The sequence below is a fragment of the Bradyrhizobium sp. OK095 genome (assembly GCF_900109945.1).
GTDB lineage: Bacteria > Pseudomonadota > Alphaproteobacteria > Rhizobiales > Xanthobacteraceae > Bradyrhizobium.
Genome location: NZ_FOBX01000003.1, coordinates 409,732 through 432,787, shown reverse-complemented (window position 1 = coordinate 432,787; position 23,056 = coordinate 409,732). Strand labels below are relative to the sequence as shown.

The window sequence follows — 23,056 nt, the reverse complement described above, 5'->3', positions numbered from 1 at the left end:
AGGATGACAAACAAGAAACTGCTTGGAGCTGCCGCCGCGCTATGCGGCCTCATCATGATATCAGCCACGCCAGCTTCTGCCGATTTGCTCGACGACATCATGCAAGCCAAGAAAATCCGCATTTCAACGGACGTCGCCATCCCGCCCTCTGGCATGATGGATTCCAGCATGAAGCCGACCGGCTCGGACGTCGAAGTCGCCCAACTGCTCGCCAAGGATTGGGGCCTCGAGCTCGAATTCATCCAGACCACCGGCGCGACCCGCATCCCCAACGTCCTGACCGGCAAGGCCGACATCATCATATCGACCCTGTCGGTGACGGCCGAGCGCGCCAAGGTGATCGACTTCACCAAGCGCTATGCAACGCTGCAATCCGACGTCGGCTGCCTGAAGTCGCTCAACGTCAAGGACTGGCCCGACCTGAAGGACAAGACGATCGGCGTCTCGCGCGGCACCACGCAGGACACCACCCTGTCGAACATGAAGGACAAGGACCTGAAGATCGCCCGCTATGACGACGACGCCACGGAAGTGACGGCCGCCGTCTCCGGCCAGGTCGATTGCGTCGGAACTTCCGCGACGATCATCAACCAGATCGGCGTCAAGAATCCGGCCCGCATCTTCGAATCCAAAATTCCGCTGGCGACCTTCGATCTCGCCATCGGCCTGAAGAAAGGCGAGCAGCGCCTGATGGACAAGCTCAACGCCTGGATCACCGAGAACGTCAAGAACGGCAAGCTCAACGCGATCTACAAGAAATTCCACGGCGTCGATCTGCCGGCGGACATGCGTAGCTAAGATCAGAAAAAGCCGTGACGGCCGCATTCCGGCCGTCACGGCCCATGCAAATCAAGAAGGACATCACATGCGTCTCGTCATCGGATCCGACCACGCCGGCTGGCCGCTCAAGCAGACCGTCATCGACCACATCCGCAGCCTCGGCCACGACATCGTCGATGTCGGCTCCCATGACGACAAGCCGGTGGACTTCCCCGACATCGCCCGCGCGGTGGCGCAGAAGGTGACGTCGGGCCAAGCCGCGCGCGGCATCATGGTGTGCGGTACCGGCGTCGGTGCCTCGATCGCCGCCAACAAGATGAAGGGCATCCGAGCCGCGGTCTGCCACGACATCCATTCCGCCCATCAGAGCGTCGAGCACGACGACGTCAACGTCATGTGCATCGGCGCCCAGATCGTCGGCGCCTGGCTCGCCGTGGATCTGGTCTCGTCTTATCTCTCCGCCGAATTCTCGACGGATGAAGATTTCCGCCGTCGCGTGGAAAAGCTGCGCGTCATGGACGAGCAAGGCTGAGGGCAAGCCTGTCCCAAGCGATGGGCTCCCTCGCCTAGAACGGATCGCCCGCCGCGCCCGTCACGGCTACACTCTCCCGATTCGTGGAGAGCATCTTGGCCTTTCTCTTCGTCCTCATCATTGGTCTGATCGCCGGCACCGTCTCAGGCATCGTCGGCACCGGCTCGTCGATCATGCTGATGCCGGTGTTGGTCTATGCCTATGGACCAAAGGAGGCCGTGCCGATCATGGCGGTGGCCTCCGTGATGGCGAATTTTTCGCGGATTCTCGCCTGGTGGCGCGATGTCGACTGGCGGGCCTGCGCGGCCTATTCGGTGACGGGCATTCCGGCCGCAGTCCTTGGCGCGCGCACGCTGCTGGCGCTGCCCTCGCATGCCGTCGATCTCGCCATCGGCATTTTCCTGATCGCGATGGTGCCGGTACGGCACTGGCTGGCCCGGCATGACCTGAAGGCCAATCTCTGGCATCTCGCCATCGGCGGAGCGATCATCGGCTATCTCACCGGCATCGTGGTCTCGACCGGTCCGCTCAGTGTGCCGCTGTTCCTGTTCTACGGGCTGTCCAAGGGCGCGTTCCTCGCCACCGAAGCCGCTTCCTCGCTCGGACTCTATTTCGCGAAGTCCGTGACTTTCGAACGTTTCGGCGCGCTGACGCAGGACGTCTTCATCAAGGGCTTGGTCGCAGGCTCCTCGCTGATGTCGGGCGCCTTCATCGCCAAGCGGTTCGTGCTGCATCTGAAGCCGGAGATGTTCCGCCTGGTGATGGACGCGATCATGATCGCGGCCGGGCTCTCCATGCTCTGGAACGCGACGCAGCCGTAGCCGCGCTCAGGCGAATTCAGGCGCGATCGACGGGCTGTCGGCAAGGACGCGGCTTTCGGGCGCCGCCTGTGTCTCGAGCCATTGCAGCACGGCGTCGAGCGGCTGCGGTCGATGATAGTGAAAGCCCTGCCCGAGCATCACGCCCATCTCGCGCATGGCCTCGGCCTGCTCGGCCTGCTCGATGCCCTCCGCGACGAGCGTCAGCCCCAACGTACCCGCGAGCGATGCGATGACGCCGACGATGGCCTTGTCTTCCGCGCTGCCGGGGATCTCGCTGATGAAGGCCTTGTCGATCTTGACCTTGTCCAGCGGGAAACGCCTGAGGTGCGCGAGCGAGCTGTAGCCCGTGCCGAAATCGTCGAGTGCGATCGTGGCCCCCAGCCGCCGCAGGCGGTGTAGCGTCTCGGAGGCGCTGGCGATGTTGTTGATCAGCGAGCCCTCGGTGATCTCGAGCTCGAGCGAGGAAGGCGCGACATCGAAGCGCGCACAGGTCGCACGCAGCTCGGCGGCGAATGAATGGTCGGCGAGCTCGGACGGCGGCAGATTGATCGCGATCCGGATTTGCGGCTTGCCGGCGGCCATGAGGCGCTGCAGCGCACGGCAGGCATCGGTCAGCACATAGCGCGTCAGCCGCGCATTGTTGCCGCTGCGCTCGATCAACGGCAGGAATTCGCCGGGACCGATGATCCCGTGCTCGGGGTGACGCCAGCGAATGAGGGCCTCCAAGCCGACGACAGCCTGACTCTCCAGATCGACCTGGCTCTGATACCAGACCTCGAACTGCCCCTCGGTGAAGCCCGCGGGAATGGCGAGTTCCAGATCCCGGCGGCGGCGATAGTCGCGCTGGAGCGCTTCGTCCAGCACCGCCACGGTGCCCGGCGCCTTGCTCTTGGCATGGTAGAGCGCGATGTCGGCGAGCGCCGGCAGATGCGACAATTCGGGATCGCCGGCGCGGCGCACAGCAAGGCCGATGCTGGCGCGCGGCACGACCTGCTTGTCGTGCAGCCGGATCGGTTCGGAAATGGCGTCCAGCAGCTGGCGCGCGAATGCTTGCGCGGTCGCCTCGTTGCTGACCTCGGGGCGGATGACGACGAACTCGTCGCCGCCGAGCCGTGCGACCCAGTCCTGCGGCTCGACCGCGGCGCGAAGGCGCTCGGAAATGTGCACCAGAAACTTGTCGCCGGAATCGTGGCCAAAGGTGTCGTTGATGCCCTTGAAATCGTCGAGATCGATGAAGCAGAAGGCGATCAGCGAGTCCGGCGAGCCGGCATCGTGGCTCAAGGTCACCAAATGCTCGGACAACGAACGGCGATTGGGCAGGCCGGTGAGCGGATCGTGCGAGGCCATGTGCCCGAGCCGGTCGAGCGCGCCCGACGTCGTGTGCTGCATGGCATTGAAGGCTTGCGCGAGCTGACCGAATTCGTTCGACGATTTGATGTCCGCCGGATAAGCGCGCCCGTCCTGCTTGCTGCGCTGGATTGCCGACGTGATCGCGGCGAGCGGCCTGCCGATGAAGATGTTGGCCGATATCCGCATGGCAACGACAGTCGCAAGCGTTGCGAGCAGGCCGACGACGAGAAGCAGCATCAGCTGGCTGCCCGTGTCGGCATAGACCGTCGCGTAGGAATAGGCGATCACGATGCGGCCGGCCTCAACGGCGATGTTGCCGTTGCGGTAGCCGATTGGACGAGAAACCTCCGAGACCGCCTGATCCGCAGGTCGCGCCACCACCCGGGCGATTGCAACGCCTGTGTCGTCATAGACAGCCGCGGCGGCGATGGTCTCGTCGTGCATGATCTCGTTGAGCACGCTCGTGACCTGGTCGTAGCGCATCTTCCAGAGCGGCTCGGCGATCAGCTCGGCACGGCTCTCGGCAACGCGTGCAATGCGCGCGTCGAGCTGTTTGATCTGCGACCAGAAGCTCGAGACCTCGACACCGGCGGAGGCAAGCAACTGCACCACCAGCAGCACCGGCACGGTGGCCCAGATCATCGCACGAACCACCGAGCGCGAGCGTGAAGGCGCCGCCTTGCGGTCCGGATTACTCATGTCGTCGCCGTTTCGCATCAGTCAGCAGTACCTTCCAGAGGCGCCAGCGACGAGATGAGCGCATTGATGGAGAAATCATATTGCCCGCAGCGTCCCGCCCTCGCCCTGAACCGCGTGAAGTCAATCCGCTCGAAGGCGCGGGTCCTGATCAGGTCACTGACGGATGCAAGGTTTGCGCGGGTGATCGCAGACGTCTTGACCTCGACATGGGGCGAAGTCGCCGCGAAATCGCAACCATCGGCATAGTCGCGGAGCAGCACGATCGACCAGCCGCCGAGCAGAAAGTGGCCGCCGTCAGTCAGAAGCAGTCGGCCTGCCTTGATCGCACGCAAGGCGTCCTCCGACCAGTTGAGACCGACCACCTGGATGTCCTGGCCGGGCACAAGGCCTGCCGTCGAGATGGCCTTGATGGCTCCCAGCGCCATCGGATCGTTGCCGGCCCACACGCCGGCCGGCCGGATCCCCTTGCGCGAGGCCCAACTCAGATAATTCGTCGTGACCTGCTCGGCCTCGGACTGCGTCCAGTTGGCGAACAGCATCCGGTCCACCACGACATCGGACGCGGCGTCTGCGGCAAGCTTGAGACCGGCGTTGCGGGCGATCGAGGCCGGCGTGATCTCGTCGCCACCGATGCCGAGAATGTGGATCTTGCCGTCCGGGCTCTGCCATTTCTCGGCACGCGCCGTGCGGATCAGGGCGTTGGCCATGCGCACGCCGGCGGTCTGGAGATCGGTCGTGATATCGCCGAGCCAGGTCTTGAGCTTCTGGCGCGGCGGTCCGAGACGCGCCGCATCCTCGCCAATCAGGGTGTTCGACAGCAGCAGCGTCTTGACCCCGGCAGCCTCGGCCGCTTCCAGGACCGGAACGGCGGCGGCCTCCTCGTTCGAGAGAATGAGGAAATCGGGCTTGTCGGAACGCGCCAACACGCCGAGCCCGAGCTCCTGCATGATGCGGTAATTGCGCTCGCTGGTCAGCACCTCGACATGCGCATCGAGCTCAAGGGCGGCGGCCTGCATGGTCTGCGCGACCATGTCCCAATAGACCTCGCCGGTCTTGCCGGGATTGACGAAGACGATGTTGAGAGGCTTTGCATCGGACGCGACGGCGCCGCCGATCGGCGTGAACACGCCGCAGGCCATGCCCACAACGAGCAAGATGCGCAAGAAGACCGTCATTTTTTTTCGCCACCCGATATTGGTTCCGAAAATGGACCCGCGTCCGCTAACATTTGGCAAAGTCCGGCGCGGCGTGGCCGCCTAGAGCTAACAAAGGGTGTACCGGTTGCATTGAATTGCGATATTTGGCGCGCGGGTGATCGGCCTCACGGCCCGCCATTCCGTGCTATCAGCAGACCTCAAGCCCTCCGACTCAACCGTCCCCATGGCCAAGAACACGCTTTCCTTCGTCTGCCAGAACTGCGGCGCGGCCTATAACCGCTGGCAGGGCAAGTGCGAGTCCTGCGGCGAGTGGAATACGTTGGCCGAAGAGGACGCGACCGGCAGCGTCCCGGTCTCGATCCGCTCCAAGCGCAAGGGCCGCACGTTTGCGCTGGAGAGCCTGGCCGGAAAAACCCAGGACGCCCCGCGCCTGTCCTCAGGCATGACCGAGCTCGACCGCGTCACCGGCGGCGGCTTCGTCCGCGGCTCGGTGCTGCTGGTCGGTGGCGATCCCGGCATCGGCAAATCGACGCTGCTCACTCAAGCCACCAGTCTGATGGCGCGCGCCGGCCACCGCATCGTCTACATCTCCGGCGAAGAGGCGATCGCGCAGGTGCGGCTGCGCGCCGAGCGGCTCGGGCTGTCGGATGCGCCGGTGCAGCTCGCGGCCGAGACCTCGGTCGAGGACATCATCTCGACGCTGTCGGAAGGCGCGGTGCCGCGGCTGATCGTGATCGATTCGATCCAGACCATGTGGACCGACACCGTGGAATCGGCGCCCGGCACCGTCACTCAGGTGCGCGCCTCGGCGCAGGCGCTGATACGGTTTGCCAAGAAGACGGGCGCCGCCATCATCCTGGTCGGCCACGTCACCAAGGACGGCCAGATCGCCGGCCCCCGCGTCGTCGAGCATATGGTCGATGCGGTGTTGTCTTTCGAAGGCGAAGGCTCGCAGCAATTCCGCATCCTGCGCGCCGTGAAGAACCGTTTCGGTCCGACGGACGAGATCGGCGTGTTCGAGATGACCGGCCTCGGCCTGCGCGAGGTTACCAATCCTTCCGAGCTGTTCCTGTCCGAGCGTGACCTCGGCACACCCGGCACCGCCGTCTTTGCAGGGATTGAGGGCACAAGGCCCGTTCTGGTCGAATTGCAGGCACTGGTGGCCCCGACCTCGCTCGGCACCCCGCGCCGGGCTGTGGTCGGCTGGGATCAAAGCCGGCTCTCGATGGTGCTGGCGGTGCTGGAGGCCCATTGCGGCGTGAAATTGTCCGGCCACGACGTCTATCTGAACGTCGCGGGCGGCCTGCGCATCCACGAGCCGGCGGCCGATATGGCCGCAGCGGCCGCGCTGGTGTCATCCCTGGTTAATGCGCAGTTACCTACCGATGCCGTCTATTTCGGCGAGATTTCGCTCTCCGGCGTCATCCGGCCGGTGGCGCAGACCCCGGCGCGGCTCAAGGAAGCGGTCAAGCTCGGCTTCAAGCGCGCTGTGCTGCCCGAATCGGCACGGGGCGGCGATGCCAGCGGCGACGCCGGATTGACCCTGAACGCGGTCAACAGCCTCACGACATTGGTCGCCGAGATCGCCGCCAAGGGCTCCCGACGCGGCGACCCGAGCCCACCGGCGGAGAAAAATGCCACACCGGCAAGATTCCGCCGTGGAGAGGGTTAGGTGGAGGTGACGTTTCCGGCCTCCACGGCTATACAGCCGTCACAAAAGCAGCATGGGATTGCGTGGTTGCGGCCTTGCCGGGAACGCCGTCTGACCCTCACTTAGGGCCACGGCCAAACACCGATTCGCTGAGCACCTTCGACGTACGAGCGGACCAGACCAGCCGATGCCAGTAACACTCCTCGACCTGATCCTGCTCGGTGTGATGCTGATCTCGGGCCTGCTCGCCATGGTCCGCGGCTTCATGCGCGAAATCCTGTCGATCGCGGCCTGGGGCGCCGCGGCGATCGTGACGCTGTATTCCTTCTCGAAGCTGCTTCCGACCGCAAAAACCTATTTCAACAACGACACCGTCGCGAGCGTGGTCGTGGTGGCGGGAGTGTTCATCGGTACCCTGGTCGTGGTCTCCGTGATCACGGTCCGGATCTCCGACATGATCCTGGATTCGCGCATCGGCGCGCTGGATCGCACCCTGGGCTTCCTGTTTGGCCTCGCTCGCGGGCTTTTGATCGTCGTGGTCGCGTTCCTGTTCTTCACCTGGCTGGTGCCGGACAAGCAGCGCCCGGACTGGGTCGCGGGGGCCAAATCCCGCGTGGTGCTCCAGGGAACCGGGGATTGGCTGATGGCCCTCTTGCCTGATGACCCCGAGAACACCATCTTGAAGAGATTCAAGAAAAACAAACCAGATGATGATCAAGCTGATACCGACCAGCAGCCTTCGGGCACTGGCGACGGCTACAGCAAACCTGCTCGTGACGGCCTGAAAAAGCTGATCGAGAAACCTGCGGCGCGTTGATTTGGCCCTAACGAGAGGCGCGGACGAGATGCGATACCCTGACCAGGACGCCCAATTTGATCTCGGCCCAGCCGCGCTCGAGCTACAGGACGATCTGGAGGGGGATACGCTGCGCGAGGAATGCGGCGTCTTCGGCATCTATGGTCACCCGGACGCAGCCGCCATCACGGCGCTCGGCCTTCACGCCCTTCAGCATCGCGGCCAGGAAGCCGCCGGCATCGTCTCCTACGACGGCAGCCGCTTCCATTCCGAACGCCGCCTCGGCCTGGTCGGCGACACCTTCTCCCGCCGCGAGGTGATCGACCGCCTGCCCGGCAATATGGCCGTCGGCCACGTCCGCTACGCCACCACCGGCGCGACCATCCTGCGTAACGTGCAGCCGCTGTTTGCCGAGCTGAATGCCGGCGGCCTCGCGGTCGCCCACAACGGCAACCTCACCAACGGCCTGACGCTGCGCCGCGAGCTCGTGAAGAACGGGTCGATGATGCAGTCGACCACCGACACCGAGGTGATCCTGCATCTGGTCGCGCGCTCCAGGCGCAGCCGCTTCATCGAGCGCTACATCGACGCACTGCGCGAGATCGAAGGCGCCTACGCGCTGGTCTCGCTGACCAACAAGAAGCTGGTCGGAGCGCGCGATCCGCGCGGCATCCGCCCGCTGGTGCTCGGCGACCTCGACGGCTGCCCGATCCTGACCTCGGAGACCTGCGCGCTCGACATCATCGGCGCACGCTTCGTCCGCGACATCGAGCCCGGCGAAGTCATTGTGTTCGACGAGAACGGCCAGGACATCCACAAGCCGTTCCCGCCGATGGCGCCGCGTCCCTGCATCTTCGAATACATCTACTTCTCCCGTCCGGATTCAATCGTTCACGGCCGCTCGGTCTACGAGGTGCGCAAAAATTTCGGCGCGCAGCTCGCCCGCGAGAGCCATGTCGAGGTCGACGTCGTCGTGCCGGTGCCGGATTCCGGCGTGCCCGCGGCGATCGGCTACAGCCAGCATTCCGGCATTCCGTTCGAGCTCGGCATCATCCGCAACCACTATGTCGGCCGCACCTTCATCCAGCCGACGCAGGCGATCCGCGAGTCCGGCGTGCGAATGAAGCATTCGGCCAACCGCGCCGCGATCGAAGGCAAGCGCATCATCCTGATCGACGACTCGCTGGTGCGCGGCACCACCTCGAAGAAGATCGTGCGCATGATGCGCGATGCCGGTGCCAAGGAAGTTCACTTCCGCCTCGCCTCGCCGCCGATCCTCTATCCCGACTATTACGGCATCGACCTGCCGGATCGCGGCGGTCTTCTTGCGGCGACGCATTCGCTGGAGGAGATGCGCGAGATCATCGGCGCCGACTCGCTCGCCTTCCTGTCAATCGACGGCATGTATCGCGGCATGGGCGAGCCCGGCCGCGACCCCGCCAATCCGAAATTCTCGGATCATTGCTTCACCGGGGCGTATCCGACCCACCTCACCGACCAGACCCAGACCGAGCAGCAGCCGCGACAATTGTCGCTGCTGGCGGAAGCGAGCTGACGCGAGGCCGCGACGATGCAGCTGATCATTGCCATTCTCTGCGGAGGGCTTTTGATCGGCTTCATCGTCTTTGCCTTTAGGCAGGGCATGAAGGTGACACCTGACGGCTCGGGAAACGCTACCAATAGCGACAATATGCAGTCGGGCGGCGGTAGCTGAGGTTCAAGGGCAAGAATTCCGTCATGACCGGGCTTGTCCCGGCCATCCACGCCTGTAAAACCCCGCCATGACAAAGCCACTCGCCGACCGCATCGCTCTCGTCACCGGCGCCTCGCGCGGCATCGGCTATGCTACGGCCATCGCCCTGGCGAAGGCCGGCGCGCATATCGTTGCAACGGCGCGGACGCAAGGCGGGCTGGAAGAGCTCGACGACGAGATCCGGAAAAGCGGCGGCAGCGCCACGCTGGTGCCGCTCAACCTCACCGATTCCGACGGCATCGCGCGGCTCGGCGCGGGCCTGCACGAACGCTACGGCAAGCTCGACATCCTCGTCGGCAATGCCGGCGTGCTCGGCCCGTCCTCGCCGGTCGGCCATATCGAGCTGAAGGCCTTCACCGACGTGATGGCGATCAACGTCTCCGCGAACTTCCAGCTGATCCGCTGCATGGAGCCGTTGCTGAAGCAGTCCGACGCCGGCCGCGCCGTGTTCATCACCTCAGGCGCCGCCAACAAGGCCACCGCCTATGTCAGCCCCTACGCCGCCTCCAAGGCCGCGCTGGAGACGCTGGCGCGCGCCTGGGCGCAGGAGACCGCGAACACCAAGCTGCGCGTCAACCTGTTCAATCCGGGTCCCGTCCGCACCCGCATGCGCGCGACGCTGATGCCGGGCGAGGATCCTGCGACGCTGGAGACGGCCGAGCAGGTCGCCGAATTGATCGTGCCGATGTGCGCGCCCGGCTGGACCGAGACCGGCAAGTTCTACGACTACAAGACCCGCACCTTGATGAGCTTCCGCTCCCCGGCCTGATTGACTCGCGTCCCTCCCCGCGATTGACTGCCCGCGCTCAAGCGGCAGCAAGCCGCAAGCCAAAAAAGGGAGGTTGCCATGGCGCCATGGCATGATCGCGCAGGCTTTACGCGTGCGCTCGCGAGTGTCTCTCACGCTTTCTCCATTCTGATTGCAGCCGTCGCATTCGTGCTGCCGAGCGTCGCCATAGCAGGCGATGTTCCGACCTTCACGGTCGATGCCTCCTGGCCCAAGCAACTCCCGAACAACTGGATCATCGGCCAGATCGGCGGGATCACCGTGGACTGGCAGGGGCATATCTGGGTGATCCACCGCCCGCGCTCGCTGATCGACGGCGAGAAGGCCGCGACCCTCACCCCGCCACGGGCCAAATGCTGCGTACCGGCGCCGCCGGTGCTGGAATTCGACGTCGACGGCAATCTGCTGCGGTCCTGGGGCGGGCCCGGCGACGGCTATGAATGGGTCGGCCGCGAGCACGGTATCGAGGTCGACGAGCGCGGCTTCGTCTGGGTCGGCGGCAATGCCGACAATGACAGTGCGATCCTGAAATTCACGCTCGACGGCAAATATCTTGGCCAGATCGGCAAGATTGCGCCGCGCACCAACAGCAACGACACGACACAGCTCGGCCGTCCCGCCGAGATCGCGATCGATAAGGATGCCAACGAGCTCTACATCGCCGACGGTTACGGCAACCGCCGCGTCATCGTGTTCGACGCCACCACGCTCGCCTACAAGCGGCATTGGGGCGGTCACGGCAAAACTCCGAACGACGACAAGCAGCCGCCCTACGATCCGGCCGCCGCCTCGCAGGAGCAGTTCGGCAATCCCGTCCACTGCATCAAGATCGCCAATGATGGCCTCGTCTATGTCTGCGACCGCAGCCAGGACCGCATTGAGGTGTTCAAGAAGGACGGCACCTTCGTGAAGGAGTGGATCTATGAGAAGGACAGCCGCGGCGACGGCGCGGTGTTCGACCTCGCACTTTGGCCCGATCCCAGGCAAACCTATCTGTTGAATGCCGACGGCACCAACAACGAGATCCGCGTCATCAAGCGCGACGACGGCAGCGTGGTCGGTTCCTTCGGCCACAGCGGCCGCAATGCCGGGCAGTTCGCCCTGCTTCACGCCATGGCGGTCGACGCCAAGGGCAACGTCTATACCGGCGAGGTCGAGGGCAAGCGCATCCAGAAGTTCAAGCTGACGTCGGACGCGCTCAAATAAGCAGGAAATCTCGGGAGATTCTCATGACGCCGATACTCACTCGCGTGCGTTTCAACCTGTGTGGCCTGATCTCCGCGTGCCTTACGGCGGCCGCCCTCATTGGCCTGCCTGCACCGGCCCAGGCGGGCGACATCCCCACCTTCGCGGTCGATCCTTCCTGGCCAAAGCAGTTGCCAAACAACTGGATCCTCGGCCAGGTCGGCGGCATCACCGTCGACTGGCAGGGGCATATCTGGGTCATCCATCGCCCGCGCTCGCTCACCGACGACGAGAAGGGCGCAAGCCTCAACCCGCCGCGCTCGAAGTGCTGCGTGTCGGCCCCGCCCGTGCTCGAATTCGACGCGGACGGCAATCTGCTGCGGTCCTGGGGCGGCCCGGGCGAAGGCTATGAATGGGTCGGCCGCGAGCACGGCATCGAGGTCGACGAGCGCGGCTTCGTCTGGGTCGGCGGCAATGCCGACAATGACAACGCCATTTTGAAATTCACGCTCGACGGCAAGTTCGTCGCCCAGATCGGCAAGATCGCGCCGAGCCTCGGCAGCAACGACACGACGCAGCTCGGCAAGCCCGCGGAGACCGCGATCGACAAGGAGGCGAACGAGATCTATGTCGCCGACGGCTATGGCAACCGCCGTGTCATCGTGTTCGATGCGACGACGCTCGCCTACAAGCGGCACTGGGGCGCCTATGGCAACAAGCCTGACGACAGCAAGCAGGCCCCGTACGATCCCAAGGCGCCGGTCTCGCAGCAGTTCGCCAACCCCGTCCACTGCGTGAAGCTCGCCAATGACGGCCTGGTCTATGTCTGCGACCGCATCAACAACCGCATCCAGGTGTTCAGGAAGGACGGTACCTTCGTGAAGGAGTTCTTTTTCGAGAAGAACACGCTCGGCAACGGCGCGGTGTGGGACGTCGCGATCTGGCCCGATCCGAAACAGACCTTTTTGCTCAGCGCCGACGGCGAGAACAACGAGATCAGGGTGATCAAGCGCGAGGACGGCAGCGTGGTCGGCAGCTTCGGTCACAACGGCCGCAATGCCGGGCAATTCCACTGGGTGCATGCCATGGCGGTCGACGCGAGGGGTAACGTCTATACCGCTGAGGTCGACACCGGAAAGCGCATCCAGAAGTTCAAGCTGACGTCGGACGCGCTGAAATAGCGCCTTGACCCATTTTGCCCAAAAGTTAACCGACGGATGACGCTACGACGCAGCGTCATCCGGCTTTAGGCGCATTGCCGCAAGCCCTCGGACACGGTAGAGCCATCAACCGGACCAAGGCCCCGCAAGAGAGCCGTCCGCATATTTGACAATGGAGGAAACCTTTTATGACGACGACGTTCGCGCGCCGCACTGCGGCCCTTCTGGCCTGTGCCGCTTTCGGTTTTGCCACATCCGCCTACGCCCAGGACAAGACCGCCACGATCGGCGTGCTCAACGACATGTCGAGCCTTTATGCCGATATCGGCGGCCCCAACGCGGTCATGGCGGTCAAGATGGCGGTCGAGGATTCCGGCCTGCTCGCGAAGGGCTGGAAGATCGAGGTCATCAGCGGCGACCACCAGAACAAGCCTGACGTCGGCGTCAACATCGCGCGCCAGTGGATCGATACCCAGAAGGTCGACGCAATCGCCGACACGCCGAATTCCGGCGTCGCGCTCGCCGTGAGCAACCTCGTCAAGGAGAAGAACGCAGTCCTGCTCAACAATGGCGGCGCCAGCGCCGACCTCACCGGCAAGGCCTGCAACGCCAACACCATCTCCTACAGCTACGACACCTACATGCTCGCCACCGGCACCGGCAAGGCGCTGACCAAGGCGGGCGGCGACACCTGGTTCTTCCTGACCGCTGACTACGCCTTCGGCGCGGCGCTCGAGCGTGACACCAGCGCGGTCGTCACCGCGACCGGCGGCAAGGTGCTTGGCGGCGTCAAGCACCCGCTCAACACGTCGGATTTCTCGTCGTTCCTGCTCCAGGCACAGAACTCGAAGGCGAAGATCGTCGGGCTTGCCAATGCCGGCGGCGACACCACCAACTCGATCAAGCAGGCGGCCGAGTTCGGCATCGTCGAGGGCGGTCAGAAGCTCGCCGCGCTGCTGCTCTTCATCAACGACGTCCACTCGCTCGGCCTGAAGACCGCCCACGGCCTGACCTTCACCGAGTCCTTCTACTGGGACCTGAACGAAGGCACCCGCGCCTTCTCGAAGCGTTTCCAGGAGAAGGCGACCAACAAGGCGATGCCGTCGATGACGCAGGCCGGCAATTACGCCGCCGTGCTGCATTACCTCAAGGCGCTGGAAGCCCTCGGCGGCAATCCGCATGACGGTGCCAAGGTCGTCGCCAAGATGAAGGAAATCCCGACCGACGATCCGCTGTTCGGCAAGGGCCCCCTGCGCGAGGACGGACGCCGCATCATCCCGGCCTATCTGTTCGAGGTGAAGAAGCCGGAGGAGTCGAAGGGACCGTGGGATTATTACAAGCTGGTCGCGACCATCCCGGCGGAAGAAGCAGCCAAGCCGCTCAAGGACAGCGATTGCCCGCTGGTGAAGAAGTAAGTCGATGCTGCCGTAGGGTGGGCAAAGGCGCGTAAGCGCCGTGCCCACCATCTCTCCGTAATCGAAAGAAGCGGTGGGCACGCTTCGCTTTGCCCACCCTACGAAACCGGCTTCGTCGCAGCCAGCGTCCGCATCGCGATCGCCACGCACACCACCATCAACGCGCCTGCCAGCAAAAACGGCGCGCCGGGCAACTGCCACGGCGCGCTGGTGCCGATGAAATAGGAAAATGTCAGCGTGAACAGGAACGGGCCGACGAGCTGCGACACGCTCTGCACGCTCGCGGTTGCGCCCTGCAACTGGCCCTGCTGATCGGGCGCAACCAGCCGCGTCATCAGCGACTGCATGGCGGCGCCCGAGATGCCCCACAGCGACATCACGGGAATGCCGATCCAGAACAGCGGCCCGGTCGGCGCAGCGCCAAAGATCACGAAGCCGATGGCGCCACAGCACAGGCCCATCACCAGCGCGTTCCGCTCGCCGAGCACGCGCACGATCGGGCCGATGGCGAGCCCCTGCACGACCATGGCGCAGATGCCGACCATCGCGAGCGTCAGTCCGACCGTCTTGGAATCCCAGCCATAGCGATAAGTCGCATAAAGCACAAAGGTCGAGGGCAGCACGACATGGGCGACCTGCGCGATGAAATTGACGACCGACAATGCGGCAAGCGCCGCGTTGGTGCGCAGCAGACGCAACGCCCCAACCGGATTGGCGCTCGCCCAGCGGAACGGCGCGCGCTTGTCGGGCGCCAGCGATTCCGGCAGCACGAACAGCCCATAGAGAGCGTTGGCAAAGCTGAGAGCCGCTGACGCCCAGAACGGCAGGCGCGGATCGATATCGCCAAGCAGACCACCGAGCGCCGGGCCCAGGATGAAGCCGGCACCGAACGCAGCACCGATCTTGCCGAAGACCGCCGCGCGCCGCTCCGGCGGCGTGATATCGGCGATATAGGCGAAGGCCGTCGAGATGCTTGCCGAGGTGATGCCAGAGATCACACGGCCGACGAACAGCCAGACCAGTGACGGCGCCAGCGCCATCAGCACGTAGTCGGCCGCGAGCCCGAAATTCGACAGCAGCACCACCGGCCGCCGTCCGAAGCGATCCGACAGCGCGCCGAGCACCGGCGAGAACACGAACTGCATCAGCGCCCAGGCGGTGCCGAACAGGCCGAAGATGCGGGCCGCATGCGCCGTGTCGTTGCCGACAAAGCTCTCGATGAGCTTTGGCAGGATCGGCATGATCACGCCGAGCGCGAGCATGTCGAGCAGGATGGTGACGAAGATGAAGGCGACGGCCCCGCGCCGGACCGGCGCAGCGCTTTGCGCCGTCGCCTCGCCGGCCTCTCCGCTCACGACGGCCGCTTGCGCTTGTGGGCGAAGGGATTGGCCTTCTCACGCAAGGTGATGCGCACCGGCGTACCCGGCAGCTCAAAAGCCTCGCGCATGGAATTGGTGAGGTAGCGCATGTAGGATTGCGGCACCGCGTCGGCACGCGAGCAGAACAGCACGAAGCTCGGCGGGCGCGCCTTGGTCTGCGTGATGTAATTCAGTTTCAGCCTGCGGCCGGACACGGCGGGCGGCGGATTGGCCTGGACCGCCTCCTCAAACCAGCGGTTCAGCGCCGCGGTCGACACACGCCTGTTCCAGAGCGCGTAGGCATCCTGGATCGCTTGCATCAGCCGGTCGATGCCCTCGCCCATCAGGCCGGAGACGGCAACGATCGGCACGCCCTTGACCTGCGGCAGCAAGTGGTCGGCATCCCGGCGCAGGTTGGAGATTGCGCCGCCGCCCTTGCTCTCCATCAGGTCCCATTTGTTGACGGCGAGCACGATGGCGCGGCCCTCGCGCTCGATCAGATCGGCAATACGCAAATCCTGCTCCTCGAAGCGGTTCTGCGAATCCATCATCATCACGACGACTTCGGCAAAACGCACGGCGCGCAGCGCGTCAGCAACCGAGAGCTTTTCCAGCTTCTCCTCGATACGCGAGCGGCGGCGCAGACCCGCCGTATCAAACACGCGAAATTCGCGGCCCTTCCAGTTGATCTCGACCGCGATGGAATCGCGCGTGGTGCCCGCCTCAGGGCTCGTCAGAAGGCGCTCCTCGCCGAGCAGGTGGTTGATCATCGTCGATTTGCCGGCGTTGGGCCGGCCGACGATGGCGACCCGGATCGGGCGCGTGGCGGCCTCTTCCTCGGTCAGCGGCTCGTCATCATCGAGCTCGTCGTCCTCCACCGGCTCCGGCATCAGCGGACGCAGAGCGTCGTAGAGCTCGCCGAGGCCCTCGCCATGCTCGGCGGAGATCTGGATGGGATCGCCGAGCCCCAGCGCAAAGGCCTCCATCGCGCCGGCATCGCCGTGCTTGCCCTCACTCTTGTTGGCGACCAGCAGCACCGGCTTGTTGGCGCGGCGGGCGAAATCGGCGAAGGCGCTGTCGTTCGGCGTCAGGCCTGCGCGCGCGTCGACCACGAAGAACAGCGCGTCGGCTTGCGCGATCGCGGCCTCCGTCTGCTCCTGCATGCGCGCGGTCAGCGAGCCCTTGGCGCCCTCGTCGAGGCCGGCGGTATCGATGATGGTGAATTCGAGGTCGCCTAGTCTGGCCTCGCCCTCGCGGCGGTCGCGGGTGACGCCGGGCAGATCATCGACGAGCGCGAGCTTCTGTCCCACCAGACGGTTGAACAGCGTCGACTTTCCGACATTGGGTCGGCCAATAATGGCAATCGTAAAGGGCATGGGTCATTCGTGCGCCGCAGAGGCTGCGCCTGTCAATGAAATGAAAACAATCAGCGCGAGAAGCTGCCGCTCGGCATCGGCGCCGGGAAAGCTCCCTGCGATTGCTGCTGAGTGGTCTGGGTCGGTTGCGCCTGCTGGACGGTCTGATCCGGCGGCGGCGCGGTGGTGCGCTTGCGGACAATCTTCTGCTTGGGCGGCGGAGCGGCTGCGGGCGGTGCCGCCTCGAGCTGGGCCTCGCCATCGACCTCGCCGGCAGGCGCCTCGGCCGGAGCGGCCGCCGGCTGCCTGGCCGTCTTCCGGGCTTTTGCGCCCTTCGCCGGCTTTGCAGACTCTGGCGGCTGCGGCTCCAAGGGCAGAGAGGCAACGGCAGGCGCGTTCGGATCCGGCTGCTGTTGCTGGGCGCCCTTGTACATGTCCTTCGGCACGCCCTGCTCGAGGCCCGGCACGCCCTCCGGGAAGACCGGCTTGCGGTCGCCCGGCAGCTTCTTCTTGGTGTCGAGCCAGTCGAGCATGTCGCTCGGATCGAAGCTGGAGCAGCCGCCCAGGACGCCCGTGAAGGCGATCAGGACGGCGGCTGCGATCAAGCGTGACGTACGGCGCATATCGATATCTCGTCTCAGCTCACTTAGCTTACTTGTAGCTCAGCCTACTTGGCCGTCAGCTTTTGGCGACGGGCGGCAGCAGGGCCTGGAGCGCCTCGGCGCGCGAGCGCAGGCCGGACGGCGTCTCGCCGTCCTCGGCGATCGCGTCGAGCCATTTGCGGGCCGCAGTGGCGTCGTTGTTGCGCCAGGCCGACAGCGCCAGCATCTCGCGGGCGCTGTGGCGGAAGGTCGATTTGGGTGTAGCGGAAGACTCCAGCCGCTGCTGCATGTCGGCATAGGAGGCGCTGTCAACCAGCAGGCCGGCAGCGCGAATCTTCGCCAGATCCTGCCACTCGCCACCAACACTACGGTCGGCGGCAATGTCGTCATACAGCTTGGCGGCCGCCTTGGGATCGCGGGCCGCAGCCTCGGCCGCAGCTCGCAGCCGCGCCAGGGTTCGGTAGCCCGACGGAGCCTTGGCGGCGAGCTCGGTGAAGGCTGTCTCGGCCTCCGCATGCTTTGCCTGCTCGGACAGCTCCGCGGCCTTCTCGAAGGCGGCGCCGGCCTCGGCGGCCTTCTTGGCCTCAAGATATTGGTAACCGCGCCAACCGCCGACGGCGGCCACGATCAGCACCATCAAAGCAATGAAATAGACCGAATATCTATCCCACAGCTTCTTGAGCTGTTCGCGACGTACTTCCTCGTCGACTTCGTCAAATAATTCAGACACTTATGCTAATCCCATGCCCGTCCGGGTGCGCACGCCAAAGCAGTCGCGTCAGGAATCCCGTCCCCCACATGGCGGCGGGGTACCCTAACGATATGGCGCTGGCAAGGCAAAGCGAGCCCGATCAAGGCGTTAACCACCCGGAAGAGCCCGGGGACCGCCCACCCGGCTCAGGCACCCAAGAGCGCCCGCAACTGCCGTTTCAGCACCTTGCCATTGGCGTTGCGCGGCAGCGGCTCGGCAGTGATCACCATGGTCTCCGGGACCTTGTAGTCGGACAGCCGCTCGGCGCACCAGGCCCGCAACGCCTCGCCGGCCACCGGCGCGCGCGTCACCACCACGGCGTGAACCCGCTCGCCCAGCACCGGGCAGGCCTTGGCAATGATCGCGCTCTCGATCACCGCGGGATGGCCCGCCAACACGGATTCGACCTCGGCCGAATAGATCTTCAGGCCGCCGCGATTGATCATGTCCTTCTGCCGGTCGAACACGCGGACAAACCCCTGCGCATCGACCGAGCCGAGATCGCCGGAATGCCAAAATCCGCTGGTGAAGCTCTCGGCCGTGGCCTTCGGATTGTTCCAATAGCCCTTGATGACGGATGCGCTCTGAATCCAGAGCTCGCCGATCTCACCACGGGGCAGTTCGCGCCCATCCGGTCCCATCGCGATGATGCGCGCGCCGGGACACGGCAGGCCGACGCTGTCGATATGGCTCGCGGTCAATTCGCCCGGCATGATCGTCGAAGGCGATGTCGTCTCGGTCGCGCCGTAGCAGTTCGCCAGCTTCAGACCGGGAATCGTCGTCTTGAGCTTCTCGATGGTCGCGACCGGCATCGGCGCACCGCCGAAACCGCCGATGCGCCAGCTCGACAGGTCATAGCTTTCGAAATCAGGCTGGAGCAGGCACAGATTATACATCGCCGGCACCATCACCGTGTAGGTGACGCGCTCGCGCGCGGCGAGCTTGAGGTAATCGGCCGCCTTGAACTCCGGCATGATGATCAGCGCACCGCCGCAGCCGATCATGGTGGTGATGTTGGCGACGATTCCGGTGACGTGACCGAGCGGCACCGCCGCGATCGAACGCTCCGCCTCCGTCAGTTCCAGGCAGGACACGAACACCATCGAGGAATGGACAATGTTGCAATGCGCGAGCATTGCGCCCTTCGGCTTGCCGGTCGTGCCGGAGGTGTAGAGGATCATCGCGGTGTCCTCTTCGCTCACCTCGACCGGCGCCGGAGCTGGCGCATTGTCGGCGAGTATGGCGAGGCGCGACAAAGCCGGATCGCTGTCGACGGCGATGCGGTGGATCACATCAGGCACGTCTAGCGCATCGGGTAGCCGCTCACCGAGTGCGGCCTCGTGGATCAGGATCCTGGCGCCGCAATCGGCGAGAACATAGGCGATCTCGGGCTTCTGCTGGCGCGTGCTGAGCAGCACCGTCACGAGCCCCTCATGCGCAGCCGCAAACAGCAGCAACGGAAACTCGATGCGGTTGCCGAGCAGGATCGCGACACGATCGCCGCGCTGCAATCCGAGCTTGCGAAGGCCCGCTGCGAGCCGCGCGGCCTGCTCCACCGCCTGCCGCCAGCTCAGCCGGACATTGCCTGCGATCAGCGCCTCGCCATCAGCATTGCGGGCGCAAGCGTCCGCAATCATCGCCCACAAGCTCGCCGGCCGGTCGCGGAACGCCGGGACAACCCGATCGCCAAAGCGCGCCTCGAGCCGCATCGGCGGGATCTGAGATTGCGACCAGTCCATCGGAATGCCCTGAGCTCGTTGCCTTGTCACCTTCCGCGCATGGGCCCGCGGCCCTGTCTTGCGCCGATCGGCTAGACACCCACGACGGGAACACCGATCACGACGGGATGGAACGCAAACGCCAACGCCAGATAGGCGACAACGCCAACCGCGACCGCGATCAGATCATTGGTGACGCCGCCCACCGGAATCGGCGGGCCGCCGCCATCGGTGCGATGCTTCAGCGAAATGCGGTCATACACCGCCCAGCCCAGGAACGAGCCGAACAGGATGATGGAGCCGAGATCGCCATTGGCGAGCAGATGCGCCGCCGCCCACAGCTTGATGCCGGCCAGCATCGGATGTTTCAGCGTCGCATAGATGCGCCCGCGCAAGTAGGAGGCGACGAACAGGATCACCGCGGGCAGCATCAGCGCCAGCGTGATGTGCTTCAGCGCCTTCGGCGGGTACCAGACGTCGATCCAGCCGGAGCTGCGATAATGGGCAAAGCCCCACACGATCAGCGCCAGCCCCGCAAGCGAGACCAGAGCATAGAGGATCTTATAGGTCCCCTCGCCGAGCCTTGCGATCGCCTGCGCACGCGCATCACGTTTCGTTGTGAAAATATGGGGCGCGAAAAACAGCACCAGCCCCAGGATCATGACCAACAGACCCATGACATCCTCCCCTCAAGTAGCCCCCACCCTGAGGTATCATCGATTGGCCGCCGGTCGCAACCGATCCGGCTACTTGCCCAGGTCTCGATTATCGACATAGCGGATCGCGATCGGCCGCCCGGCCAGCGCGCCGCCGAGACCGCCGGTGAGTTTCAGCGGCAGACAGGCTTTCAGCGATGAATTGATCGCGTTGAGATAAGTCGTCCGCGTGTCGGCCGGGACGCCCGCGGTGGCATATGTGAGCCGCGGCGGGCCGATCAGGCCGCCCGCCTTGTTGAAGCTGAAGCGCACCGACATCTGCATCCCCGCGCGCGCATCGTCTGATGGCGGCGGCGACCAGCAGGTGCGCAACTCGGCGAAGAGGTCGCCGATCGTATCGAGATCGTGATCGGGCTTTTGATATTTGGCGCGGTCGGCATCGGATGGGACGCTCTGAATCGTGAGCTGGAGATTCTGCCCGTAGGGATAATCGATCTCGGGAATGCAGGGGCCGGGCTCGAGCGGGCTGCAATAGGACGGCGTGCAGGGGCGGCCGTCGAGCACGCTGCACGGCTCATGCGAAAACGGGATCGGATTGATCTGGCGGCGCTGCGCGTCGGCGGCAACCGTCGAGATCGCCAGCAGGATGAGAACGAGAATGCCGCGCCACATGATGCGAGCTCGCAAGATCATATGGGTGGAACGTGGCATTGCCCCCGACAACGTCAAGCCTGTGAACGTTCACATGCTCGCGTTCAAGGGGCCGGGGCGCAGCCGCTACCCCTTCTTCTTGACGTCCTTGACGTTGGTGAACGCGATGCCCTCGGCGCGTTCCCTGGTGTAGCCGAGATAAAACTCGTTCCGCGCCAGGTACACGGGATCGCCATCGACATCGTCGGCGATGCTGGAGGTGTTGGCCGCGATGAAGGTGTCGAGCTTCTTGCGGTCGTCCGAGGAGACCCAGCGCGCAAGCTGGAACTCGCTGACCTCGAACTCGACCGGCAGCGAGTATTCCGCGTCCAGCCGCGCCTTGAGCACGTCGAGCTGGAGCGCGCCGACCACGCCGACCAGTGCAGGTGCACCGTCGCGCGGGCGGAATACCTGCACGACGCCCTCTTCCGACATCTGCTGAAGCGCTTCCTTCAGCTTCTTCGCCTTCATCGCGTCGGTGAGACGGACGCGGCGAACGATTTCCGGCGCAAAACTCGGAACGCCGACGAAGTTGAAATCCTCGCCCTCGGTCAGCGTGTCACCGATGCGCAGGGTGCCGTGATTGGGAATGCCGACCACATCGCCCGCAAAGGCTTCGTCCGCGACCGAACGGTCCTGCGCGAAGAAGAATTGCGGGCTCGACAGCGGCATGCTCTTGCCGGTGCGCACGAGCTTCGCCTTCATGCCGCGGCTGAGCTTGCCGGAGCACAGGCGCGCAAACGCGATACGGTCGCGGTGGTTCGGGTCCATGTTCGCCTGGATCTTGAACACGAAGGCGCTCATGCGCGGATCGGTCGCCTCGACCCTGCGCTGATCGCTCTCCTGCGCACGCGGCTCGGGTGCGAACTTGCCGAGACCTTGCAGCAGGTCGCCGACGCCGAAATTGCGCAGCGCGCTGCCAAAATAAACCGGCGTCAGATGACCCTCGCGGAACGCCTCAAGCTCGAATGGCTTGGAAGCCGCGGTGACGAGCTCGAGCTCGTCCTTCACCGCCGACATGTCGAGATTCGCGTTGAGCTTTGCGAGCTCCGCGATCTCGATCTGCTGCGCCGCGCCGGTCTTGGCGCCGCCGCCTTCGAGCAGGCGCACGCCGCCATTGATGACGTCATACGTGCCGAGGAAATCGCGACCGCGGCCGACCGGCCAGGTCATCGGCGTGGTGTCGAGCGCCAGCGTCTTCTCGATCTCGTCGAGCAGATCGAACACGTCGCGGCTCTCGCGATCCATTTTATTAATGAACGTGATGATCGGGATGTCGCGAAGACGACACACCTCGAACAGCTTTCGCGTGCGCGCCTCAATGCCCTTCGCAGCGTCGATCACCATCACCGCGGAGTCCACGGCGGTGAGCGTGCGATAGGTGTCTTCCGAAAAGTCCTCGTGGCCCGGCGTGTCCAGCAGGTTGAAGACGAGGCCCTCGAACTCGAACGTCATCACCGAGGTCACGACCGAGATGCCGCGCTCGCGCTCGATCTTCATCCAGTCCGAACGGGTGTTGCGCCGCTCGCCCTTGGCCTTGACCTGGCCGGCGAGATTGATGGCGCCGCCGAACAGCAGCAGCTTCTCGGTCAGCGTGGTCTTGCCGGCGTCCGGATGCGAGATGATCGCAAAGGTGCGCCGCCGCGCCACTTCAGCGGCAAGCGGGGAGCGGGCCGGCGATTCGGCTGTGGTGGTGGCGATGTCGGACATGGCCGCAGCGTTTGGCAGGGAAAATGGGCCGGATCAAGCCTCATTTGGTGATTGCGGAGCCCTTCGGCCAGCCCCATATCGGCCTTGGTCATATTGACCTTGGGGGAGGACGGCCTCCCTGCTCATCAGC

The 23,056-nt window shown here is 64.8% G+C and carries 21 protein-coding genes; 11 read left to right on the top strand and 10 right to left on the bottom strand.

What is annotated here, in order from left to right; genetic code table 11:
• Positions 1–3 precede the first annotated feature (3 nt).
• The 3 genes from BMW89_RS10980 (at position 4) to BMW89_RS10970 (ending at position 2,133) form a co-directional block, all read left to right on the top strand.
• Positions 4–798 carry a transporter substrate-binding domain-containing protein gene (locus tag BMW89_RS10980; protein WP_092025703.1) on the top strand — a complete coding sequence of 265 codons (795 nt, stop codon included), beginning with the start codon at positions 4–6 and terminating at the stop codon, positions 796–798.
• Between the two features lie 67 nt (positions 799–865).
• Positions 866–1,312, top strand: a complete 447-nt coding sequence (gene rpiB / locus BMW89_RS10975; protein WP_092025701.1) for a ribose 5-phosphate isomerase B — start codon at positions 866–868, stop codon at positions 1,310–1,312.
• A gap of 95 nt (positions 1,313–1,407) precedes the next feature.
• Entirely contained in the window at positions 1,408–2,133 is a 726-nt protein-coding gene (locus tag BMW89_RS10970) for a sulfite exporter TauE/SafE family protein (protein ID WP_092026313.1), read from the top strand.
• A gap of 6 nt (positions 2,134–2,139) precedes the next feature.
• On the opposite strand, the gene BMW89_RS10965 is transcribed toward BMW89_RS10970, so the two are convergent.
• Both BMW89_RS10965 and BMW89_RS10960 read right to left on the bottom strand, forming a co-directional pair.
• Positions 2,140–4,200, bottom strand: a complete 2,061-nt coding sequence (locus BMW89_RS10965; RefSeq protein WP_092025699.1) for a putative bifunctional diguanylate cyclase/phosphodiesterase — start codon at positions 4,198–4,200, stop codon at positions 2,140–2,142.
• Positions 4,200–5,357 (bottom strand): ABC transporter substrate-binding protein, encoded by a 1,158-nt coding sequence (locus BMW89_RS10960; RefSeq protein WP_092025695.1) that lies wholly within the window; start codon positions 5,355–5,357, stop codon positions 4,200–4,202. Before BMW89_RS10960 ends, BMW89_RS10965 begins: the two co-directional genes overlap by 1 nt.
• A 205-nt stretch (positions 5,358–5,562) precedes the next feature.
• On the opposite strand from BMW89_RS10960, the gene radA reads away from it, so the two are divergent.
• From radA to BMW89_RS10925, 8 genes are all read left to right on the top strand, one after another.
• Positions 5,563–7,011: a DNA repair protein RadA gene (gene radA, locus BMW89_RS10955; RefSeq protein ID WP_092025692.1), complete on the top strand. Its 1,449-nt coding sequence runs from the start codon at positions 5,563–5,565 to the stop codon at positions 7,009–7,011.
• Between the two features lie 166 nt (positions 7,012–7,177).
• A complete protein-coding gene (locus tag BMW89_RS10950) occupies positions 7,178–7,807 on the top strand; it encodes a CvpA family protein (protein ID WP_092025690.1) in 630 nt (209 codons plus the stop codon).
• A gap of 28 nt (positions 7,808–7,835) precedes the next feature.
• A complete protein-coding gene (purF, locus tag BMW89_RS10945) occupies positions 7,836–9,341 on the top strand; it encodes an amidophosphoribosyltransferase (RefSeq protein WP_092025687.1) in 1,506 nt (501 codons plus the stop codon).
• A gap of 15 nt (positions 9,342–9,356) precedes the next feature.
• Positions 9,357–9,500: a hypothetical protein gene (locus tag BMW89_RS37820; RefSeq protein ID WP_177195960.1), complete on the top strand. Its 144-nt coding sequence runs from the start codon at positions 9,357–9,359 to the stop codon at positions 9,498–9,500.
• Positions 9,501–9,567: 67 nt separating this feature from the next.
• Complete coding sequence (locus BMW89_RS10940) at positions 9,568–10,308, top strand: SDR family NAD(P)-dependent oxidoreductase (protein WP_092025685.1); 741 nt, start codon at positions 9,568–9,570, stop codon at positions 10,306–10,308.
• Positions 10,309–10,386: 78 nt separating this feature from the next.
• Positions 10,387–11,532: an NHL repeat-containing protein gene (locus tag BMW89_RS10935; RefSeq protein ID WP_092025682.1), complete on the top strand. Its 1,146-nt coding sequence runs from the start codon at positions 10,387–10,389 to the stop codon at positions 11,530–11,532.
• Positions 11,533–11,555: 23 nt separating this feature from the next.
• Positions 11,556–12,692 (top strand): NHL repeat-containing protein, encoded by a 1,137-nt coding sequence (locus tag BMW89_RS10930; RefSeq protein ID WP_092025681.1) that lies wholly within the window; start codon positions 11,556–11,558, stop codon positions 12,690–12,692.
• Positions 12,693–12,859: 167 nt separating this feature from the next.
• Positions 12,860–14,086 carry an ABC transporter substrate-binding protein gene (locus BMW89_RS10925; protein ID WP_092025678.1) on the top strand — a complete coding sequence of 409 codons (1,227 nt, stop codon included), beginning with the start codon at positions 12,860–12,862 and terminating at the stop codon, positions 14,084–14,086.
• A gap of 98 nt (positions 14,087–14,184) precedes the next feature.
• Here BMW89_RS10925 and BMW89_RS10920 read toward each other — a convergent pair whose 3' ends face one another.
• The 8 genes from BMW89_RS10920 to BMW89_RS10885 all read right to left on the bottom strand — a co-directional run bounded on the left by BMW89_RS10920 (position 14,185) and on the right by BMW89_RS10885 (position 22,926).
• Entirely contained in the window at positions 14,185–15,441 is a 1,257-nt protein-coding gene (locus BMW89_RS10920; RefSeq protein ID WP_092025676.1) for a TCR/Tet family MFS transporter, read from the bottom strand.
• Positions 15,438–16,820: a ribosome biogenesis GTPase Der gene (gene der / locus BMW89_RS10915; RefSeq protein ID WP_092025673.1), complete on the bottom strand. Its 1,383-nt coding sequence runs from the start codon at positions 16,818–16,820 to the stop codon at positions 15,438–15,440. The genes BMW89_RS10920 and der overlap by 4 nt, the downstream gene beginning before the upstream one ends.
• Positions 16,821–16,870: 50 nt before the next feature.
• Positions 16,871–17,422, bottom strand: a complete 552-nt coding sequence (locus BMW89_RS10910) for a hypothetical protein (protein WP_092025670.1) — start codon at positions 17,420–17,422, stop codon at positions 16,871–16,873.
• Positions 17,423–17,477: 55 nt separating this feature from the next.
• On the bottom strand, positions 17,478–18,131 hold the full coding sequence (locus BMW89_RS10905) for a tetratricopeptide repeat protein (protein WP_092025667.1): 654 nt from the start codon (positions 18,129–18,131) through the stop codon (positions 17,478–17,480).
• Between the two features lie 167 nt (positions 18,132–18,298).
• Entirely contained in the window at positions 18,299–19,891 is a 1,593-nt protein-coding gene (locus tag BMW89_RS10900; protein WP_092025664.1) for a class I adenylate-forming enzyme family protein, read from the bottom strand.
• Between the two features lie 71 nt (positions 19,892–19,962).
• On the bottom strand, positions 19,963–20,547 hold the full coding sequence (locus tag BMW89_RS10895; protein ID WP_092025661.1) for an NnrU family protein: 585 nt from the start codon (positions 20,545–20,547) through the stop codon (positions 19,963–19,965).
• 69 nt (positions 20,548–20,616) lie between these two features.
• Positions 20,617–21,198: a UCP034077 family protein gene (locus tag BMW89_RS10890; RefSeq protein ID WP_092026310.1), complete on the bottom strand. Its 582-nt coding sequence runs from the start codon at positions 21,196–21,198 to the stop codon at positions 20,617–20,619.
• 105 nt (positions 21,199–21,303) lie between these two features.
• Positions 21,304–22,926 (bottom strand): peptide chain release factor 3, encoded by a 1,623-nt coding sequence (locus BMW89_RS10885; protein WP_092025658.1) that lies wholly within the window; start codon positions 22,924–22,926, stop codon positions 21,304–21,306.
• Positions 22,927–23,056 lie beyond the last annotated feature (130 nt).